The following is a 17,598-nucleotide window of genomic DNA, read 5'->3' as shown; positions in this document are numbered from 1 at the left end:
GGTTGCAGGTGCAAGTTCAGCGAGCATGCCGCCACCTGCACGGATCAGCGTGTATTTGACGTGAACGCCGTTGGTCTGGGATTCTCCCGCGCTGTTCGCACATCGGACGTGCATGTCTTCCACCGAACCCAGGAATCCCGCATGAGCGTAGACGCCGCCGCGAAATCCGTTCCCGACCCGGCGCTGCCGGATTTCAAGACCACGCTGGGCCATCCGCGCCCGTTGTGGATGCTGTTCATGACCGAATTCTGGGAGCGCTTCGCGTTCTACGGCATCCGCTGGGCGCTGGTGCTGTACATCGTGTCGCAGTTCTTCGAGGGTGACTCGGCCGGCCAGGCTGCCGCCAGCCGCACCTACGGTGCCTACCTGGCGCTGGTCTACGCCGCGGCCATCTTCGGCGGCTACGTGGCCGACCGGGTGCTGGGCTACCAACGCTCGATCCTGACCGGTGCGGTGATCATGGCCGCCGGCCTGTTCATGGTCGCCATGCCGAACAAGGAAGTGTTCGAGCTGGGCCTGGCCACGATCATCATCGGCAACGGCCTGTTCAAGCCCAACATTTCCACCATGGTCGGCAAGCTGTACGGCCTGAAGGATGAGCGGCGCGACTCGGGCTTCACCATCTTCTACATGGGCATCAACATCGGCGCGATGATCGCCCCGGTGCTCACCCAGTACCTGGCCGAGCGGGTGTTCGGCACCCAGGCGATGCCGTCCTACAAGATGGTCTTCATCGCCTCGGGCATTGGCATGCTGATCAGCCTGGCGTGGTTCTACGTCGGTCGTGCCGGCCTGAAGGGCATCGGCGCACCGCCGGTGGGCGCCGAAGGGTTCGGCCGCATCATCATGGTGTTCGTCGGCGCGATCGTCGCCATCCCGGTGGCCTACTTCCTGCTGTCCACCGGCGCCACCGCGCTGGCCTGGATCCTGGGCGTGATGTTCATCGCGCTGGGCGTGCTGCTGCTGGTCGAAGGCATCCGCGAGGGCAAGGTCCAGCGCGACCGCGTGATCGCCATGCTGATCATCTTCGTCTTCAACGTGATGTTCTGGATGTTCTTCGAACAGGCCGGCAGCTCGTTCACCTTCCTGGCCGATGAGATCGTCAACCGCCAGCTCGGCGGCTGGACCTTCCCGACCGCGTGGTTCCAGTCGGTCAACTCGGTGGCCATCATCACCCTGGCCCCGATCATTGCCTGGATCTGGATCAAGCTGGGCCGCGCCAATCCGTCGATCCCGCGCAAGTTCGGCCTGGGCCTGCTGTTCAACGGCGCGGCCTTCGCGCTGCTGATGCTGGCCCTGTCGAGCATGGTGGTGGACGGCAAGATCCCGTTCTGGACGCTGTTCATGGTCTACGTCATCCAGTCGGTCGGTGAGCTGTGCCTGTCGCCGATCGGTCTGTCGATGGTGACCAAGCTGGCCCCGGTGCGCCTGGTGGGCTTCGGCATGGGCGGCTGGTTCCTGTCCACCGGCATCGGCAACAACCTGTCGGGCATCTTCGCCGGCGTGGTCAGCGGCGAAGGCGGCATGACCGTGGAATCGGCCCTGAAGGGCTACACCTTCGGTTTCTGGGCGTTGATCATTTCCGGTGCGCTGCTGTTCCTGCTCGCCCCGCTGATCAACAAGCTGATGCACGGCGTCAAGTGAGGTCGGTGATGCGCATGTACGCATGGGGTGGTGCGATGATCGCGGCCGGCCTGCTGGCCGCCTGCTCGCCGTCGTCGGCGCCTGCCACCGCGCCTGCGCAGCCGGTGGACACCACCGAGCAGAAGGCGCCGGTCGCTGATCCCAGCGTACCGGTGGCCTCGGGCAATACCCCGGCCGCGGCGGATGTCGCCGCCGTGGCGGCGCTCAACGCGCAGTTCGACCCGGCCCGCGATCCGGTCGCCGACCTGGCCACGGCCAAGGTCGAGGCCCAGCGTGGGGGCAAGCGGATCGTGCTGGACGTGGGCGGGGAGTGGTGCTCGTGGTGCCACCTGATGGATGCCTTCATCGAGGGCGATGCGGAGATCCGCAGCTTCCGTGACGCCAACTTCGTGTGGATGAAGGTCAACTACAGCGAAGACAACGAGAACGCGGCGTTCCTGTCGCAGTTCCCGGCGATCAAGGGCTACCCGCACCTGTTCGTGCTCGACGCCGACGGCAAGCTGCTGCACTCGCAGTTCACCGGCGAGCTGGAGGCCGACAAGGGCCAGCCGAAGGGGTACAACCGCACGCGGTTCTTCGCCTTCATGAAGGACTGGGCGCCCGCCAAGGCGCCGTGACCGGAGAAAAAGCCGCGGATTCCGCGGCTTTTTTTTGGTTCTTCGCCCCTATGCGGGGCAAGCAGAAAGGTGCTTTGACGCTTTCCGGGCGCGGCCGTCGGCGGGTCGGGCACTGGGCCCCCATGCCCTTTCCGGCGAATGTCCCCCGGCGTCGGCCTGCGGCCGCCCCCTCCTCCTTTATTTCGCCTCCAAGGGCATGGGGGCCCAGCGCCCCACCCACCGACAGCGCCAGAAAAGCCTGGCTTCCCCTGCTTACCGCGCGCCGAGCCCCGTAGCGGCCGGTAGGCCTCTGGGCAAAATAAAGGAGGAGGCCGCCCCGCGGCCGGGGGACATTTGCGCCAGGGGCCTACCGGCGGCTACGGGGCCCTCACGCTCGCGACCGGCCTGATCGGAGACGCCAGCCGATCCGAACGGCGCCTGCACACCTGACCACCCACATAGCGTCGTGCTCACTCAGCGACGGCCCTTGCAGCAAGACGCTCCCCTTGGATGGAAGAAGAACCTTTTTTGCTCTTCTCCCCACGATGGGAAGCACGCGCGGGGAATCCTGCACTCCGGCGCCACCCTGACCCTCAATTTACGCGTACCGCTGCCGTTACCTCCAAGGACCTCATGCCGCGCGTGTTTCGTGGCGCACACCAACGGACGGATACGCATGCAGCCGGGCACCAGCGACAGCACTTCGGACACCAGCCTCGATGTCACCGGCGGGGTAAGCCTGCCCCCGGTGGACGTGCTGCTCGACGACCACGGCACGTTGGACGGCGGCGATGCGCACGACGATGCGCCGGCCCCTGGCGCCATCCGCTACCGGCTGCCGCTGGTGGCGGTGCCCGACAACGTGATGCTCAAGGCCGCGGTGCAGAAGCTGGTCGAGCAGAAGGCGCAGCTGGACGTGCTGGCACGCAACCCGGCCCTGGCCGGGCTGCTGCCGCCGGAATGGCAGGGCAGCGGGCTGCGCGCGCTGGACCTGCAGAGTTTCGTGCTGTCGGTACTGCCGTTCCTGCAGAACGCGGCCAAGGCCGAGACCGCCCCGGCACGGCTGCCGCTCAAGCACGTGCTGGGCGACACCGGCCGCTGGGACCGCGACGACGTGGACGAGCCCAAGTCGCTGGCGTTCTTCCTGGCCAGCGACGACCGCGCCAGTGCCGGGGTGAAGGATCCGGCCGAGGCCTATCTGGTGGGGGCGCTGGGCCTGGCCTGGGCGCACGAGGGCCGTACCCGCCCCGGCTTCCTGCGCCAGATGGGCTACGACAGCATGGCCGCCCGGGTGAGCATGCTGCCTTACCCCGAACCGGGTCAGCTGGCGCTGTACGCGGTGGTGGCCCATGGCGTGAGCCAGCTCTGGTGCGTGCTCGACCGGCGCAAGCTGCGCCCGCTGCTGGCGCCGTGGATCAGCGTGCCATTGTTGACTGCCTACGGGGTCACCGCCCCGATGACGTGGCCGACCTCGTTCCCGCCGGTGGAGGAGGTGGCGCAGATGCTGGCCGTGGCGCGCACCGGCAAGGGGCCGGTGGAAGTGGACCTGACCAAGGTGGCGGCCAAGGTCAAACAGGACGCCTCGGCCGAAACGTGGATGCCGGTGAGCCTGCTCCAGGTCGGCACCTGGGCGCCGCGCTGGGGCTACTTCATGGCCACCTTCATCGGCCTGCCCTCGGCCCTGCTGGTGCTGGCCGCGCTGGCCCTGCCCAATGCCATCGAGGCGGCAGTAGTGGCCGCCTCGCTCGCCTTCGCCGGCGGCGCCATCGGCGCGCTGGCTGCGCCGTGGGTGCACGCACGGCGCAAGCATCTGAGCTGACGCGCAACGACCAACGGTCGTTGCCTACCGGAATACGTGGGTACCCACCGTTGATGGGCGCGCCGAAGGCGCAATGGCTACGTAGGTACCCACCGTTGGTGGGTACGCCGGTCGCTCAGCCCTGGTCCATCTTCTGCAGGCCTTCCCCGGCCAGGCGCAGGATCAGGGTCTCCAGCATCTGTTCCTCTTCCTCGCTCAGCACGGACATCAGCTTGCGGGTGATCTCGATCACCAGCGGGGCGATGGTCTCGTACACCTCGAAGCCGGCCGCCGACAGCGCCAGCACCGAGCGGCGCCGGTCGTCGCCGTGGGTTTCACGCTTGATGAAGCCACGCTCGAGCAGTCTGGCCACGGCGCGGCTGACGGCCACCTTGTCCATCGCGGTGCGGTCGGACACCTCGCTGGCCGACGAGCCCGGATACAGCGCCAGGATGGTGATGACCCGCCATTCCGGGATCGCCAGACCATAACGGTCCCCATACAGCTTGGCGATATTGCCGCTGACCCGGTTGGACAGGACGCTCAGCCGGTACGGCAGGAACTGTTCCAGGTCGAGCAGGGCGTGCGAGGCACGGATGCTGTGGCTGCTGGGATCGGGTGGGTTCATGCTGCGGTGCACCTTGATGGTGGTTTCATGTGAAACTATAAACCTTAGTTCCGGACACCGCATTCTCGCGGGTCTGCCCGCCTCCCGCACCTGGTTTTTTCCGATGCGGACTTTGCTTTGGAGCCACATCATGACCAGCCAACTGAGCACCGCGTCCCACGCACCCGATCCGGGCATGCAGGTCACCACCTTCGAGAACCCGATGGGCATCGACGGGTTCGAGTTCGTCGAGTTCGCCGCGCCGGCCGGCCGCGCCGCCGAACTGCACGACTACTTCCGCAAGATGGGCTTCACCGCCGTGCTGCGCCACAAGCGCCGCGCCATCACCGTGTACCGCCAGGGTGACGTCAACTTCCTGGTCAACGAAGAACCCGATTCGTTCGCCTCGGACTTCGCTGAAAAGCACGGCCCGTGCGCCTGTGGTTTCGCCATCCGCTTCCAGAAGCCGGGTGACGAGGTGTTCCAGATGGCGCTGGGCAACGGCGCCGAAGCGATCGACTTCAAGCCGGACAGCAAGGCCGTGCCGGCCCCGGTGATCAAAGGCATCGGCGACTGCATGCTGTATCTGGTGGACCGCTATGGCGCCAACGGCAGCATGTTCGATGCCGACTACGCGCCGATCGAAGGCGTCAACCAGCGCCCGACCGGGTTCGGCCTGACCTTCATCGACCACCTCACCCACAACCTGTACTTCGGCAACATGCAGCAGTGGTCGGACTACTACGAGCGCCTGTTCAACTTCCGCGAGATCCGCTACTTCGACATCAAGGGCCTCAAGACCGGCCTGGTGTCCAAGGCGATGACCGCCCCGGACGGCATCGTGCGCATCCCGCTCAACGAATCGTCCGATCCGAAGAGCCAGATCAACGAATACCTGGACGCCTACAAGGGCGAGGGCATCCAGCACATCGCCTGCTTCACCGACAACATCTACGACACCGTCGAGGCGATGCGTGCGCAGGGCGTGGAATTCCTGGACACCCCGGACACCTATTTCGACGTGATCGACATGCGCGTGCCGGGCCATGGCGAAGACGTGGCGCGCCTGGCCAAAAACAAGATCCTGATCGACGCCGATCCGGAAACCAAGCAGCGCAAGCTGCTGCAGATCTTCACCACCAACTGCATCGGCCCGATCTTCTTCGAGATCATCCAGCGCAAGGGCAACGAAGGCTTCGGCGAAGGCAACTTCACCGCGCTGTTCGAGAGCATCGAACGCGACCAGATGAAGCGCGGCGTGCTGTAACGTAACGCGCATAGGTCCGGCGCGGCTCCCGCCACGCCGGACCCATCCGTACCGCCGGGCGCTGCCCGGACATACCCGTACCGCCGGGCTCTGCCCGGCCGCTGCAATGCCGGACATGCCCGTAGAGCCGGGCTCTGCCCGGCTGCTCCAACGCACGACCCATTGCACACCTCCCAGGCTCCGCCAGGACACACAGATGAGCACCTCCATCACCGCCCGCGGTTACCAGACCGGCTTCGGCAACGAGTTCGCCACCGAGGCCGTCCCCGGCGCGCTGCCGGTAGGGCGCAACTCGCCACAGCGGGTGGCGCATGGCCTGTACGCCGAACAGCTGTCAGGCACCGCGTTCACTGCACCGCGCGGCAGCAACCGGCGCAGCTGGGTGTACCGGATCCGCCCGGCGGTGGCGCACGGTGAGTTCGCTGCCTACGCCCAGCCGCACCTGCACGGCGACTTCGCCGCGGGGGCGGTGTCGCCCAACCAGCTGCGCTGGGACCCGCTGCCGCTACCCGGCACCCCCACCGATTTCATCGATGGCCTGTACACCATGGGCGGCAACGGCGCGCCCGACGCGCACCATGGCGTGGGCATCCACCTGTACGCGGCCAACGCCGACATGCAGGGCCGCTACTTCTACAACGCCGACGGCGAGCTGCTGATCGTGCCGCAGCTGGGTCGGCTGCGCCTGCTCACCGAGCTGGGCGTGGTCGAGATCGAGCCGCAGCAGGTGGCGGTGATCCCGCGTGGCGTGCGCTTCCGGGTTGAACTGCCCGACGGCCAGGCTCGTGGCTACATCTGCGAGAACTTCGGCGCCCTGCTGAAGCTGCCCGACCTGGGGCCCATCGGCTCCAACGGCCTGGCCAACCCGCGTGATTTCGAAACGCCGCAGGCTGCCTTCGAAAACATCGAGGGGGACTTCGAGTTGATCGCCAAGTTCGGCGGCCAGCTGTGGCGCGCGCCCATCGGCCACTCGCCGCTGGACGTGGTCGCCTGGCACGGCAACTACGCGCCGTACCGCTACGACCTGCGCCGCTTCAACACCATCGGCTCGATCAGCCACGACCATCCGGACCCGTCGATCTTCCTGGTGCTGCATTCGCCCAGCGACACCCCGGGGACCAGCAACATGGACTTCGCCATCTTCCCGCCGCGTTGGCTGGTGGCGCAGGACACGTTCCGGCCGCCGTGGTTCCACCGCAACATCGCCAGCGAGTTCATGGGCCTCATCCACGGTGCCTACGACGCCAAGGCGGCCGGTTTCGTGCCCGGGGGTGCCTCGCTGCACAACTGCATGAGCGGGCACGGCCCGGATGCGGCCACGTTCGACAAGGCCTCGGCGGCTGACCTGAGCAAACCGGACGTGATCAAGGACACCATGGCCTTCATGTTCGAAACCCGTGGGGTGATCCGCCCGACCGCGCAGGCCATGGACGCCGCGCACCGGCAGCGCGATTACCAGCAGTGCTGGCAGGGCCTGAAGGCGAACTTCACCGCGTGAGCGCGACCTTGCCGCACGCGTCACTGAGCCTGTTGCACGAGGCGGCCATCTCGTTGCGGCTGCCCGCCAGAGCGCGTTTCGTTGGCGAGCATATCGAGGGTCTGCACCTGCGCGGCGTCAGCCTGGAAGCGCCGCTGTTCGAGCGCTGCACGCTGCAACGTGCCGTCTTCGAGGGCTGCGATATGTCCGAGGTGCGGTTCTTCGCGCGCACCGTGATGGACGCCTGCCAGTTCACCCGTGTCGACTTTCGCGCCAGTGGCCTCAATGACACCGTGTTTCGCGGCTGCGTCTTTGACACCTGCGATTTCCGCCAGAGCCGTTTCGACGCCTGCGTGCTCGACGGCTGCACCTTCATCAACTGCCGGATCGTCGACACCGGCATGCCGGCACACGCCACCACCGGCTGCCGGTTCGAGGGCGTGCTGAAGGACGTGAGGTTTGTTGCCGCCGGCGCACCGGCCTTGCTGGATGCGGACTTCAGCGCCTGCGTTCTGGACTACGTGTCCTTCGAGAACTGCCGGCTGGATAACGTCATTCCGCCACGCGATCCGCGCCATGTTTTCCTGCCGGATATCGCCGCACGTGCGCGCCGGGCGTTGGAGGCGTTGTCCGCGGCACCAGCCGATGCGGCCACGAAGGTGCTCACGCGCCGCCTTCGCCGCTACGCGCAGATGCAGGGCGACATCCTGAATCTGGACAACCTGCGCCGTGTGGAAGAACCGGCGGTTGCAGAGGCGTTGATTGCGGCATTGACGGCAGGCTGATCAGCAGGTGCAGGCGAGACGAGGAAGCGCCGCATCCGTGGAGGCCAACGCACAGGGCCGAGTCTGTGCATTTGCACGTTCAAGGCGTTTGGTAGTGATAACGCAATGCTGCGATCAACACGATGCCGTCAGTCACGCGATACACGACGCGATGTTCTGTATCGATCCGCCGCGACCACCAGCCATGCTTGTTGAAACGAAGCGGCTCGGGTTTGCCGATGCCTTCGTACGGGTCGCGTCCAATGGCCTTCAGCAGCATGTTGACGCGCTCCAGCCTGCGACGATCCGAGGCTTGCCAATGCAGGTAGTCCTCCCAGGCGGCGTCGGAAAACTGCAGCGTCACTCGGCAAGCTCGCGGGCGGTGCCTCCACCAGCGTCGAGCTGTTCCATTGCGGCTGCCAGTCGTGCTGCGTTCGCCGGCGAACGCATCAGGTAGGCTGTTTCTTCAATGGACTGATAGTCTTCCAGTGACATCATCACCACCGCCTTATTTCCGCTGCGGGTGATGGTGATGGGTTCGTGATCATTGATGACGCGATCCATGGTTTCCGCCAAGGCAGCACGGGCTGCACTGTAGGTAAGGGTCTGCATGGTCGATGGCTCCGGCGTTCTTGTACAGAAAATTGTACGCATCGATTGCCGCCAGTCAATTGATCCTGCCCTAGGCACTCGGCCGACAACCTATAGTTTGAATGGCAAATCGATTTGCGATTGCACTTGGCCATCGTCGCCTGAAAGCGACGTCGCCCGGTTGTGGCGTGAAGCCGGTTGAACCTCACACGACCAGTGAAGACATCGGCGACGTGCAAGACGCCATCAAACGGCGAGCGTCTGGAACCCGTCCACCTGCTCCTTCGGCAGCACTTCCAGCAGGCGCTGGCGGACCCGCTCGGCATAGCCGGGCGAGGTGAGCGCGGGCAGCGCATCCAGCGCGGTATGCAGGCCGGCGATCACCGCCTCGTCGCTGCGTGCCTGCTGCAGCGCATGCAACAGCGCCGCCGCGTGGGGGTGCCGCTGCAGTTCCAGGATGCCCAGCAGGTAGATGCGCGCGGCCACCAGCGAGCGCCGGCGCTCGGTCGGGGCTGCCGCGGGTGCCGCGGGCGTCGGCACCGGCTCAGGAGCGGGCGGTGGCGTGGGCTCGGCCGCCGCGTTGGACACCAGGTAACCGGCCTGGATCAGCTGAATCACCATTGCTGACGCTTCCGGCCCGATCATGGCGGTGAGCTGCGGCAGATCGCGTTGGCCGTCGCACAGGATCAGCAGGCGGCGCTGGCGCATGTCCAGGGGCGCACGGTGGGCCTGCAGGGCGGTGCGGGCGAGGTCGGTCTTGCGCGGTTGCATGGGCGTGGGGTCGATGCGGTGCAGGCCGAGCCTGAACGCGGCAGGTGAAACCGCGATGACAATCACGTTCCTGCATGCAGCCACTGCACAGCGTTCGCGCTAGGCTGCCGACCACCGACTGGAGGAAGTGCAGATGAAGCAGCTGGGAAGCGTTCTGGCATTGGGCATCGCGTTGGCACTCAGCAGCTGCGAGCGCACCCCTGAAACCCCGTCGAAGGACGCCGAGGCCGCCGTGCCGACGCCGGTCGACACAGCGCCGGCCGCGCCCGCCGCACCGCCTGCCGCGCCCGCAGCGCAGGACCCGGCCGCCGCCGGCCCGGCGCGGCTGGATGGGTATGGTCCGCTGACCCTGGGCAGCACCCTGGACCAGGTGCGTGCCGCCTGGAAGGCGCCACTGCAGGGCGAGGTGCCGGACGATTACTGCCATGCACTGCGCCCGCAGGGGGCGCAGGCCGAGGATGTGATCCTGATGATCGAAGGCAAGCGTCTGGTCCGCTACGACGTGCGCAACGACCGCATCACAGCGCCCGGTGGCGGCAAGGTCGGCATGTCGCTGGGCCAGCTGCAGACCCTGTACCCCGACCGCGGCGATGTCACCCCGCACAAGTACGACGAAAAGGGCCACAACCTGCGCGTGCGGCCGGCCACCGAGGGCGGGGCGCTGATCAACTTCGAGATCAACGGCGACGGCAATGTCAGCGCCTGGCGGGTCGGCCAGACCCCGCAGGTGGACTACGTCGAAGGCTGCTCGTAAGCCTGCTGCGGCGCGCGCCGTGGGCAGGCCGCGCCGCTTCTGCCGAGGGGCGCCCGATTCCTCACCCCCTGCGTGCGGTCTGGCTCTAGAATCGGCCCATTGATGCCTGGGGATTGCCGATGATTGCTGCCACTGCTTGGTTCCTGCTGGGATTGCTGCTGCTGGCACTGGGCGGCGATTCGATCGTCAAGGCGGCCTCCGGCCTGGCCCAGCGCTTCGGCGCCTCGCCGTTCATGGCCGGGCTGCTGCTGGTGGCCTTCGGCACCTCGCTGCCGGAACTGGTGGTCAACGCGCGTGCGTTCGTGGTGGGAGCCGAAGAGCTCGCGCTGGGCAACGCGGTGGGCAGCAACATCGTCAACGTCGGCCTGACCCTGGGCCTGGCCGCGCTGGCGGCCCCGCTGCTGGTGCGCGCGCGGCTGCTGTCGCCGCTGCTGGTGATGGTGGCGGTGGCGAGCCTGGCGCTGATCGTGTTCGGCCTGGACGGCGTGGTGACGCGCTGGGAAGGCGGCCTGCTGCTGCTCGGCTTCGTGGCATCGCTGGTGTTCGTGCTGCGCCGCGCGCGGCTGGAATCGGACCCCGTGCGCGAGGCCATCGCCGGCTATGCGATGACCCGCACCGGCCTGTTCCTCAACCTGTTGCGGGTGGTGTTCGCCGGGCTGTGCCTGTACTACGGCGCGCGCTGGATCGTGCAGGCCGCGCCGGTGTTCGGCGCGGGGCTGGGCTGGTCGCCGTTGCTGGTGGGCCTGTTGCCGGTGGCCATTGGCACCGCGCTGCCCGAGGTGGCGGCGGCGGTGGCCGCGGCACGGCGCGGGCAGGGCGACATGGTGCTGGGCCACGTGATCGGCTCGAGCCTGTTCAACCTGCTGGTGGTGGTGGGCGGCATGGCCGCACTGCGGCCGCTGGCGGTACCGGCGTCGTTCGTGCGCCTGGAGCTGCCGGCGGCGATCGCCTTCGTGCTGGTGCTGTACCCGATGCTGCGTGGCGACCTGACCATCAGCCGCCGCGAAGGCGGCGTGCTGCTGGTGGCGTTCCTGGGCTGGGTGGCGCTGGAGCTGGCGCTGGTCTGGGGCGGCTGAGAAGCCGCGTCGGCGACCACGCGCTCCGGGGTAGAGCCGACCGTTGGTCGGCTGCTCTTCGGCACGATGCGCGCAGCCGACCAACGGTCGGCTCTACCGGGCGTGGGTTGGGGCAGCCGACCAACGGTCGGCTCTACCGGACGTGGATTGGGGCAGCCGACCAACGGTCGGCTCTACCGGGTCTGTTCGCCTTCCGGGCGCGGCGGCGGCAGCTGTTCTTCCTTGGCGGTTTCATGGCCGGGCAGGCTGGGGCGCTTTTCCATCATCAGCGACAACGCCGCCTTGGCCATCATGTGCGCGCTGATCGGGGCGGTGATGAACAGGAACACGGTGATCAGCAGTTCGCGCGGCTGCGGGTCCTGGCCCAGGAAGATGTGGTAACACACCGATCCCACCAGCACGCAGCCCACGCCCAGCGTGCTGGCCTTGGTGGGAGCGTGCAGGCGCTTGAAGAAGGTCGACAGCTTCACCAGCCCCAACGCGCCCACCAAGATGAAGAAGCAGCCGAACAGCAGCAGGATCGACAACACGATCTGGATGAAGGTGATCATTCCACGATGTCCCGGCGCAGCACGAACTTGCTCAGCACCACCGTGCTGCCGAAGCCGAGCATGGCGATGATCAGCGCCGCTTCGAAATACACCGCCGAGTTGAGGTACATGCCGAACAGCATCAGCTCGGCGATGGCCGTCACCGACAGCGTGTCCAGCGCCAGGATGCGGTCGGGCACGGTGGGGCCGCGCAGCAGGCGCCAGGTGGCCAGCAGCATGGCCAACCCGACCACGTGCATGCACACCACCATGGTGGTCTGGATGAAGGTGTAACCGGTCATGGGAATATCTCCATCAGCGGGGCTTCGTAGCGGTGCTTGATCTGCCGGATCAGCTCGTCCGGGTCGTCCAGGTGCAGCACGTGCACCAGCAGGTGGCGACGGTCGTCGGACAACGCGGCCGACACCGTGCCCGGGGTCAGCGTGATCATGCTGGTGAGCGCGGCGATGCCATGGATGTTGGCGATGTCCAGCGGCAACCAGATGAAGCCGGGGTGGATGCGGCGTTCCGGGCCCAGCACCTGGATCGCCACGCGGATGTTGGACACCAGGATGTCCCACAGGGTCACACAGAGCAGCTTGGGCACCGGCTTGAGCGACCCGATGCGGGCGAACTCGCGGTCCAGGCGCGCGGCGAACAGCGGCACCACCAGGCCCAGCAGCATGCCCAGCACGAACTGGCCGAAGGTGAAGCTGTCGGACATCAGCAGCCAGAACGCCACCACCATCACGCTCAGCGACGGCGAGGGAATCAGGCGCTTGTACAGCGACGGTTTGCGCGTCATGGCTGGCGGATCTCCGGCGTGGTAGCGCGCAGCTCGCCCACATACTCGGCGGGGTGCAGCAGCTGGGTGGCCATCGCATCGGTGTGCTGCATCAGCGGGCCGGCGAACAGGCTCATGGCAATGCCATACACCAGCAGCAGCGCGGCGGCGAACAGTTCCACCGTGCGGGTGGGGGCCTTGCGCGGCGGTGGCACGCCGTCTTCCTGCACCGGCACGCGCCAGAACAGGCGGATGCCGGCGCGGGTGATGCCCACGATCACCATCAGGCTGCTGCCCAGCACGGCGGTCCAGACCACGGCGGTGTACTGCCCGGGCATGCCAGCCAGCAAGGCGGCCTTGGCCAGGAAGCCGGACAGCGGCGGCAGACCGGCCACGGCCACCGCACCGATCAGGAACAGCACGGCCGGGGTCTGCTTGCCGGGCATCGGCGCGATGATTTCCTTCCTGTCACTGGCCCCGCCACGACGGCGGCGGATCAGGTCGGCAATCAGGAACAGCGCGGCGGCCACGAAGGTACTGTGCGGCAGGTAGTACAGACCGGCGGAGAGCACCTCGGGCGTGCGCACCGCGAAGGCGATGAACAGCGTCGCGGCCGACACCACCACCAGGTAGGAGATCATCACCCGCAACCGCGCCGCGGCCAGCACGCCCAGCCCGCCCAGTACCAGCGTGGCCACGCCCGCCCACAGCAGCCAGTCGCTGCCGTATCCGGCCATCGGGCCGGCATCGTCGCCGAACCACAGCGAACTGACCCGCAGCACCGCGTACAGGCCCACCTTGGTCATGATCGCAAACAGCGCGGCCACCGCCGCGGGCGCACGCGCATAGGCTTCGGGCAGCCACAGGTACAGCGGCATCAGCGCGGCCTTGCTGCAGAACACCAGCAGCAACAACCCCATGGTGGCCTTGACCAGCACCAGGTGCGTGGCCGGTACCTCGGCGATGCGCTGGGACAGCTCGGCCATGTTGAGCGAGCCCAGCGAGGCGTACAGCAGGCCAAGCGCGATCAGGAACAGGGTCGAGGCGGTGACGTTGAACACCACGTAGTGCAGGCCGATGCGCATGCGCAGGCCGCGGCCGCCGCTGAGCAGCAGGCCGTAGGAGGCAATCAGCATCACCTCGAAGAACACGAACAGGTTGAAGATGTCGCCGGTGAGGAAGGCGCCGTTGAGGCCCACCAGCTGGAACTGGAACAGTGCATGGAAGTGCGGCGCGCGCCGGTCCCAGCCCGAGCACGCGTGCAGCAGGCACGGGATGGCCAGCAGCAGCGTGGTCACCAGCATCCAGGCCGACAGCCGGTCGGCCACCAGCGCGATGCCCAGCCGCGACGGCCAGTCGCCCAGCAGGTACACCGCGATGCTGCCATCGGCGGTCTGCGCGAACAGCAGGGCTACCGCGGCGGCCAGCGCGGCCAGCGTGGTCCACGCCACCGTGCGCTGCACCTTGGGGCCATACCGGCGGTGCTCGACGAACAGCGAGCAGGCGGCGCCGAACAACGGGATCAGGATGGGCAGGATCACCGCATGGTTCATGCGCCGCCCTCCCGGCCCGGCGCAGTATCGGCCGGCGCGGTGTCCTGCTCTTCCTCATGCGCGTCGACGTGGTCGCTGTGGTTGTCGCTGCGGCTGCGCATGGCCAGCACGATGCTCACCGCGGTCATCGCAAAGGCAATCACGATCGCGGTCAGCACCAGTGCCTGCGGCAACGGGTCGGTGTAGTTGCCCAGGTCGCTGTCGATGCCTTCGCGCAGCACCGGCGCCTTGCCCGACACCAGCCGGCCACCGGCGAAGATCAGCAGGTTGGTGGCATAGGACAGGAAGGTCATGCCCAGGATGACGTCGAAGGTACGCGCGCGCAGCAGCAGGTAGATGCCGATCGCGCTCAGCACGCCGATGGCGCTTGCCAGGGCCAGTTCCATCAGTGCATCTCCCCGGTTTTTGCCGAACGACGGTTGGGATCGATCTCGCCCTTGCGGGCGTTGCGCGTACGCGACGGCTTGATGGTGCCCATCATCGACAGGATCAGCATCGCCCCGCCAAACACCACCAGGTACACGCCGGTATCGAAGCCGATGGCGCTGGCCAGCGGCACCTCGCCAATAAGCGGGATATGCAGGTCCAGGTGGCCGCTGGTCAGGAACGGCACCCCGAACAGCATCGACGCACTGCCGCTGACGATGGCGATCAGCAGGCCGGCACCGATGCAGCGGATGTAGTCGAAGCCGAACCGCGACTCCACCGAGGTGGTGCCCTGGATCACGTACTGGATCAGCAGCGGCACGGCCAGCACCAGGCCGGCGATGAAGCCGCCACCGGGGGCGTTGTGGCCGCGCAGGAACAGGAAGATCGACACGGTGAGCGTGAGCGGGAACATGATCTGCGCCAGATCGGCCGGCACCGGCAGCTTGATCGGCGGGCCCGGCATGATCTGCTCCGGTGCCATCCGCGAGCGCCGCAGCATGGCGTGTACCACCAAGGCGGCGATGCCGAACACGGTGATCTCACCGAAGGTATCGAAGCCGCGGAAGTCCACCAGGATCACGTTGACCACGTTCTGCCCATACGCCTCGGGCAGGGCACGCGCGACCAGCTCGCCGGCCATGGTGTTGGGCGGCAGGGTCATGGCGGTATAGGCCGCGGCCGCCAGACCGCCGCCGCCGATGATGGCGATCAGGGCATCGCGGCGTTTGCGCCAGCGCGAATGCTCCGGCGCCGATTGGGCGGGCAGGTAGTTCATGCCCAGCAGCATCAGCACCAGGGTGACCATTTCCACCAGCAGCTGGGTCAGCGCCAGGTCGGGGGCGGACAGGAACACGAAGGTGAGCGACACCATCAGGCCCACGCCGCCCAGCACCAGCACCGCCAGCAGACGCTGCCGGTACACGAACAGCGCACTGACCGCGCAGGCCATCATCACCAGCCACAGCGTCCAGCCAAGCAGCGGCAGCGGCTGCGGCGAGGGCCAGTTCGGCGAACCGGGGTTGGCCACGAACGGGGCCAGCGCGACGATGATCGCCACCACCACCAGTGCCATCAGCATGCGCTGCAGGCTGCCGTTGGCCAGCGCCTGGGTGAGCCGGTGGGCGAAGCCGAACACCAGGTCCAGCTGCTTGTGGAAGATGTTGCGGCCGATCGCGCGGCTCACCACGGCATGCAGGTTGATCAACCGGCGCAGCCCGAAGTACAGCGCGATGCCGCCAATGACACCGGCGATGCTCATCATCAGCGGCGTGTTGAAGCCATGCCACACCGACAGGCTGTAGGCCGGCATCGCCGGGCCCAGGATCGACGAGGCTGCCGCGTGCAGCACCGGGGCGATGGTGATGGCCGGGGCCACGCCGACGGCCACGCACACCACCACCAGGATCTCCACCGGCACCTTCATGAAGCGCGGCGGCTCGTGTGGCACCCGGTCCAGGTCGTGCGGGCCCTTGCCGAAGAACGTGTCGTGCACGAAGCGCAGGCTGTAGGCCACGCCGAACACGCCAGCCAGCAGCGCGGCGATGGACATCACCACCCGCATCGTTTCCGGGCCACCGGCGGTGAGCGCTTCGGCGAACAGCATTTCCTTGGACAGGAAGCCGTTGAGCAGCGGGATGCCGGCCATGGCCAGCGAGGCGATGATCGCCAGTGCGCTGGTGAAGGGCATCAACCGGCGCAGCCCGCCCAGCTTGCGCATGTCGCGGGTGCCGGTTTCGTGGTCGATGATGCCCGCGGCCATGAACAGCGAGGCTTTGAAGGTGGCGTGGTTGAGGATGTGGAACACGCCGGCCACCACCGCCATCGGCGTGGACAGCCCGAACAGCATGGTGATCAGGCCCAGGTGCGAGATCGTCGAATAGGCCAGCAGGCCCTTCAGGTCATGCTGGAAGATTGCGTTCCAGGCGCCGATCAGCAGGGTGATCGCGCCGATGCCGCTGACCGTATAGAAGAACAGGTCGGTGCCGGCCAGCGCCGGATGCAGCCGCGCCAGCAGGAACACGCCGGCTTTGACCATCGTCGCCGAGTGCAGGTATGCCGACACCGGGGTGGGCGCGGCCATGGCGTGCGGCAGCCAGAAGTGGAACGGGAACTGCGCGCTCTTGGTGAAGATGCCGGCCAGTACCAGGAACAGCGCGTAGGGGTACAGCGCGCTGGCGCGGATCAGATCGCCGCTGGCCAGCACCGCATCCAGCTCGAAGCTGCCCACGATGCGGCCGATCAGCAGCACGCCGCCGAGCAGGGCCAGGCCACCGCCGCCGGTGACCACCAGGGCCATCCGCGCGCCCTCGCGGGCGTCCTGGCGATGCGACCAGAAGCCGATCAGCAGGAACGAGCTGATGCTGGTCATTTCCCAGAACACCATCAGCAGCAACAGGTTGCCCGACAGCACCATGCCCAGCATGGCGCCCATGAACAGCAACAGGTAGCAGTAGAAGCGGTGGGCGCTGTCGCGCGCGCTGAGGTAGTAGTGGGCGTACATCACCACCAGCGCGCCGATGGCCAGCACCATGCCGGCGAACATCCAGGCCAGGCCGTCCAGGCGCAGCGAGAAGGCCAGGCCGATCTGGGGCAGCCAGGTGCCGAAGCTGCGGACAACGCCGCCGTCCATGATCGCCGGGGTCATGGTGGCCAACAGCGCCAGTCCCCCCAACGGCGCTGCCGCGGCCAACCAGGCGGCCGTGGAGCGGGAGGTGCGGCGGAATGAGGCGACCGCCACGGCCATCAGGAACGGCAGGGCGAGCAGCAGGATCAGGCTGGGATTCATGCAGGGAATACGCGATTCACGAGCAGGTCGTTCAGTCTAACAGGCAGGCAATTGCTGCCGATACACCCGAATACGCCATCAATTGCATGTAACGTGCGTGATTCATTTTTTCCACCCTCCTGTCGTGCCCATTCGAGACCGCTGACGGGCGTATGGAACGGCGCGCTCGACT

Annotated in this window: 18 protein-coding genes; 8 read left to right on the top strand and 10 right to left on the bottom strand. The window is 67.1% G+C overall.

The window, feature by feature from the left end:
• The first annotated feature begins 141 nt into the window (after positions 1-141).
• The 3 genes from ACZ0AE_RS18755 to ACZ0AE_RS18745 all read left to right on the top strand — a co-directional run bounded on the left by ACZ0AE_RS18755 (position 142) and on the right by ACZ0AE_RS18745 (position 4,059).
• Positions 142-1,644, top strand: coding sequence for a peptide MFS transporter (locus tag ACZ0AE_RS18755; protein ID WP_038685764.1), 1,503 nt, complete (start codon positions 142-144; stop codon positions 1,642-1,644).
• Positions 1,645-1,652: 8 nt separating this feature from the next.
• Positions 1,653-2,261: a thioredoxin family protein gene (locus ACZ0AE_RS18750; RefSeq protein WP_463601862.1), complete on the top strand. Its 609-nt coding sequence runs from the start codon at positions 1,653-1,655 to the stop codon at positions 2,259-2,261.
• A 655-nt stretch (positions 2,262-2,916) separates the two neighbouring features.
• A complete protein-coding gene (locus ACZ0AE_RS18745) occupies positions 2,917-4,059 on the top strand; it encodes a hypothetical protein (protein WP_448134631.1) in 1,143 nt (380 codons plus the stop codon).
• 115 nt (positions 4,060-4,174) lie between these two features.
• Here ACZ0AE_RS18745 and ACZ0AE_RS18740 read toward each other — a convergent pair whose 3' ends face one another.
• Positions 4,175-4,666 (bottom strand): MarR family winged helix-turn-helix transcriptional regulator, encoded by a 492-nt coding sequence (locus ACZ0AE_RS18740; RefSeq protein WP_128095606.1) that lies wholly within the window; start codon positions 4,664-4,666, stop codon positions 4,175-4,177.
• A gap of 175 nt (positions 4,667-4,841) precedes the next feature.
• On the opposite strand from ACZ0AE_RS18740, the gene hppD reads away from it, so the two are divergent.
• From hppD to ACZ0AE_RS18725, 3 genes are all read left to right on the top strand, one after another.
• Positions 4,842-5,912 (top strand): 4-hydroxyphenylpyruvate dioxygenase, encoded by a 1,071-nt coding sequence (gene hppD, locus ACZ0AE_RS18735; RefSeq protein WP_463602117.1) that lies wholly within the window; start codon positions 4,842-4,844, stop codon positions 5,910-5,912.
• A 196-nt stretch (positions 5,913-6,108) separates the two neighbouring features.
• Positions 6,109-7,410, top strand: coding sequence for a homogentisate 1,2-dioxygenase (gene hmgA, locus ACZ0AE_RS18730; protein WP_463601861.1), 1,302 nt, complete (start codon positions 6,109-6,111; stop codon positions 7,408-7,410).
• The gene (locus ACZ0AE_RS18725; RefSeq protein ID WP_463601860.1) at positions 7,407-8,174 is read left to right on the top strand and encodes a pentapeptide repeat-containing protein; all 768 of its coding nucleotides are present in this window, start codon (positions 7,407-7,409) and stop codon (positions 8,172-8,174) included. Before hmgA ends, ACZ0AE_RS18725 begins: the two co-directional genes overlap by 4 nt.
• Positions 8,175-8,253: 79 nt before the next feature.
• Here ACZ0AE_RS18725 and ACZ0AE_RS18720 read toward each other — a convergent pair whose 3' ends face one another.
• The 3 genes from ACZ0AE_RS18720 to ACZ0AE_RS18710 form a co-directional block, all read right to left on the bottom strand.
• On the bottom strand, positions 8,254-8,517 hold the full coding sequence (locus ACZ0AE_RS18720) for a Txe/YoeB family addiction module toxin (RefSeq protein WP_137190623.1): 264 nt from the start codon (positions 8,515-8,517) through the stop codon (positions 8,254-8,256).
• Positions 8,514-8,765 (bottom strand): type II toxin-antitoxin system Phd/YefM family antitoxin, encoded by a 252-nt coding sequence (locus ACZ0AE_RS18715; RefSeq protein ID WP_141057821.1) that lies wholly within the window; start codon positions 8,763-8,765, stop codon positions 8,514-8,516. Before ACZ0AE_RS18715 ends, ACZ0AE_RS18720 begins: the two co-directional genes overlap by 4 nt.
• A gap of 225 nt (positions 8,766-8,990) precedes the next feature.
• On the bottom strand, positions 8,991-9,515 hold the full coding sequence (locus ACZ0AE_RS18710) for a hypothetical protein (RefSeq protein WP_463602116.1): 525 nt from the start codon (positions 9,513-9,515) through the stop codon (positions 8,991-8,993).
• A 133-nt stretch (positions 9,516-9,648) separates the two neighbouring features.
• Between ACZ0AE_RS18710 and ACZ0AE_RS18705 the strand changes: the two genes are divergently transcribed.
• Together ACZ0AE_RS18705 and ACZ0AE_RS18700 are read left to right on the top strand one after the other, a co-directional pair.
• The gene (locus tag ACZ0AE_RS18705; RefSeq protein ID WP_463601859.1) at positions 9,649-10,269 is read left to right on the top strand and encodes a hypothetical protein; all 621 of its coding nucleotides are present in this window, start codon (positions 9,649-9,651) and stop codon (positions 10,267-10,269) included.
• A gap of 119 nt (positions 10,270-10,388) precedes the next feature.
• Positions 10,389-11,345 carry a sodium:calcium antiporter gene (locus ACZ0AE_RS18700; protein WP_038685774.1) on the top strand — a complete coding sequence of 319 codons (957 nt, stop codon included), beginning with the start codon at positions 10,389-10,391 and terminating at the stop codon, positions 11,343-11,345.
• A 173-nt stretch (positions 11,346-11,518) separates the two neighbouring features.
• Here the strand turns inward: ACZ0AE_RS18700 and ACZ0AE_RS18695 are convergent, their stop codons facing one another.
• The 6 genes from ACZ0AE_RS18695 to ACZ0AE_RS18670 are packed head-to-tail and all read right to left on the bottom strand — an operon-like array spanning position 11,519 to position 17,426.
• Positions 11,519-11,896, bottom strand: a complete 378-nt coding sequence (locus ACZ0AE_RS18695; RefSeq protein ID WP_038685775.1) for a Na+/H+ antiporter subunit G — start codon at positions 11,894-11,896, stop codon at positions 11,519-11,521.
• On the bottom strand, positions 11,893-12,177 hold the full coding sequence (locus ACZ0AE_RS18690; RefSeq protein WP_038685776.1) for a K+/H+ antiporter subunit F: 285 nt from the start codon (positions 12,175-12,177) through the stop codon (positions 11,893-11,895). The genes ACZ0AE_RS18695 and ACZ0AE_RS18690 overlap by 4 nt, the downstream gene beginning before the upstream one ends.
• A complete protein-coding gene (locus ACZ0AE_RS18685) occupies positions 12,174-12,680 on the bottom strand; it encodes a Na+/H+ antiporter subunit E (protein WP_038685777.1) in 507 nt (168 codons plus the stop codon). Before ACZ0AE_RS18685 ends, ACZ0AE_RS18690 begins: the two co-directional genes overlap by 4 nt.
• On the bottom strand, positions 12,677-14,212 hold the full coding sequence (locus ACZ0AE_RS18680; RefSeq protein ID WP_463601858.1) for a monovalent cation/H+ antiporter subunit D: 1,536 nt from the start codon (positions 14,210-14,212) through the stop codon (positions 12,677-12,679). The genes ACZ0AE_RS18685 and ACZ0AE_RS18680 overlap by 4 nt, the downstream gene beginning before the upstream one ends.
• Positions 14,209-14,598, bottom strand: coding sequence for a Na+/H+ antiporter subunit C (locus tag ACZ0AE_RS18675; protein ID WP_137190617.1), 390 nt, complete (start codon positions 14,596-14,598; stop codon positions 14,209-14,211). Before ACZ0AE_RS18675 ends, ACZ0AE_RS18680 begins: the two co-directional genes overlap by 4 nt.
• On the bottom strand, positions 14,598-17,426 hold the full coding sequence (locus ACZ0AE_RS18670; RefSeq protein ID WP_448134624.1) for a monovalent cation/H+ antiporter subunit A: 2,829 nt from the start codon (positions 17,424-17,426) through the stop codon (positions 14,598-14,600). The genes ACZ0AE_RS18675 and ACZ0AE_RS18670 overlap by 1 nt, the downstream gene beginning before the upstream one ends.
• Positions 17,427-17,598: the final 172 nt, after the last annotated feature.

This window comes from Stenotrophomonas sp. AC248 (assembly GCF_979258185.1).
Note: the sequence above shows the minus strand (reverse complement) of the source record. Positions and strands in the feature narration are given on the sequence as shown.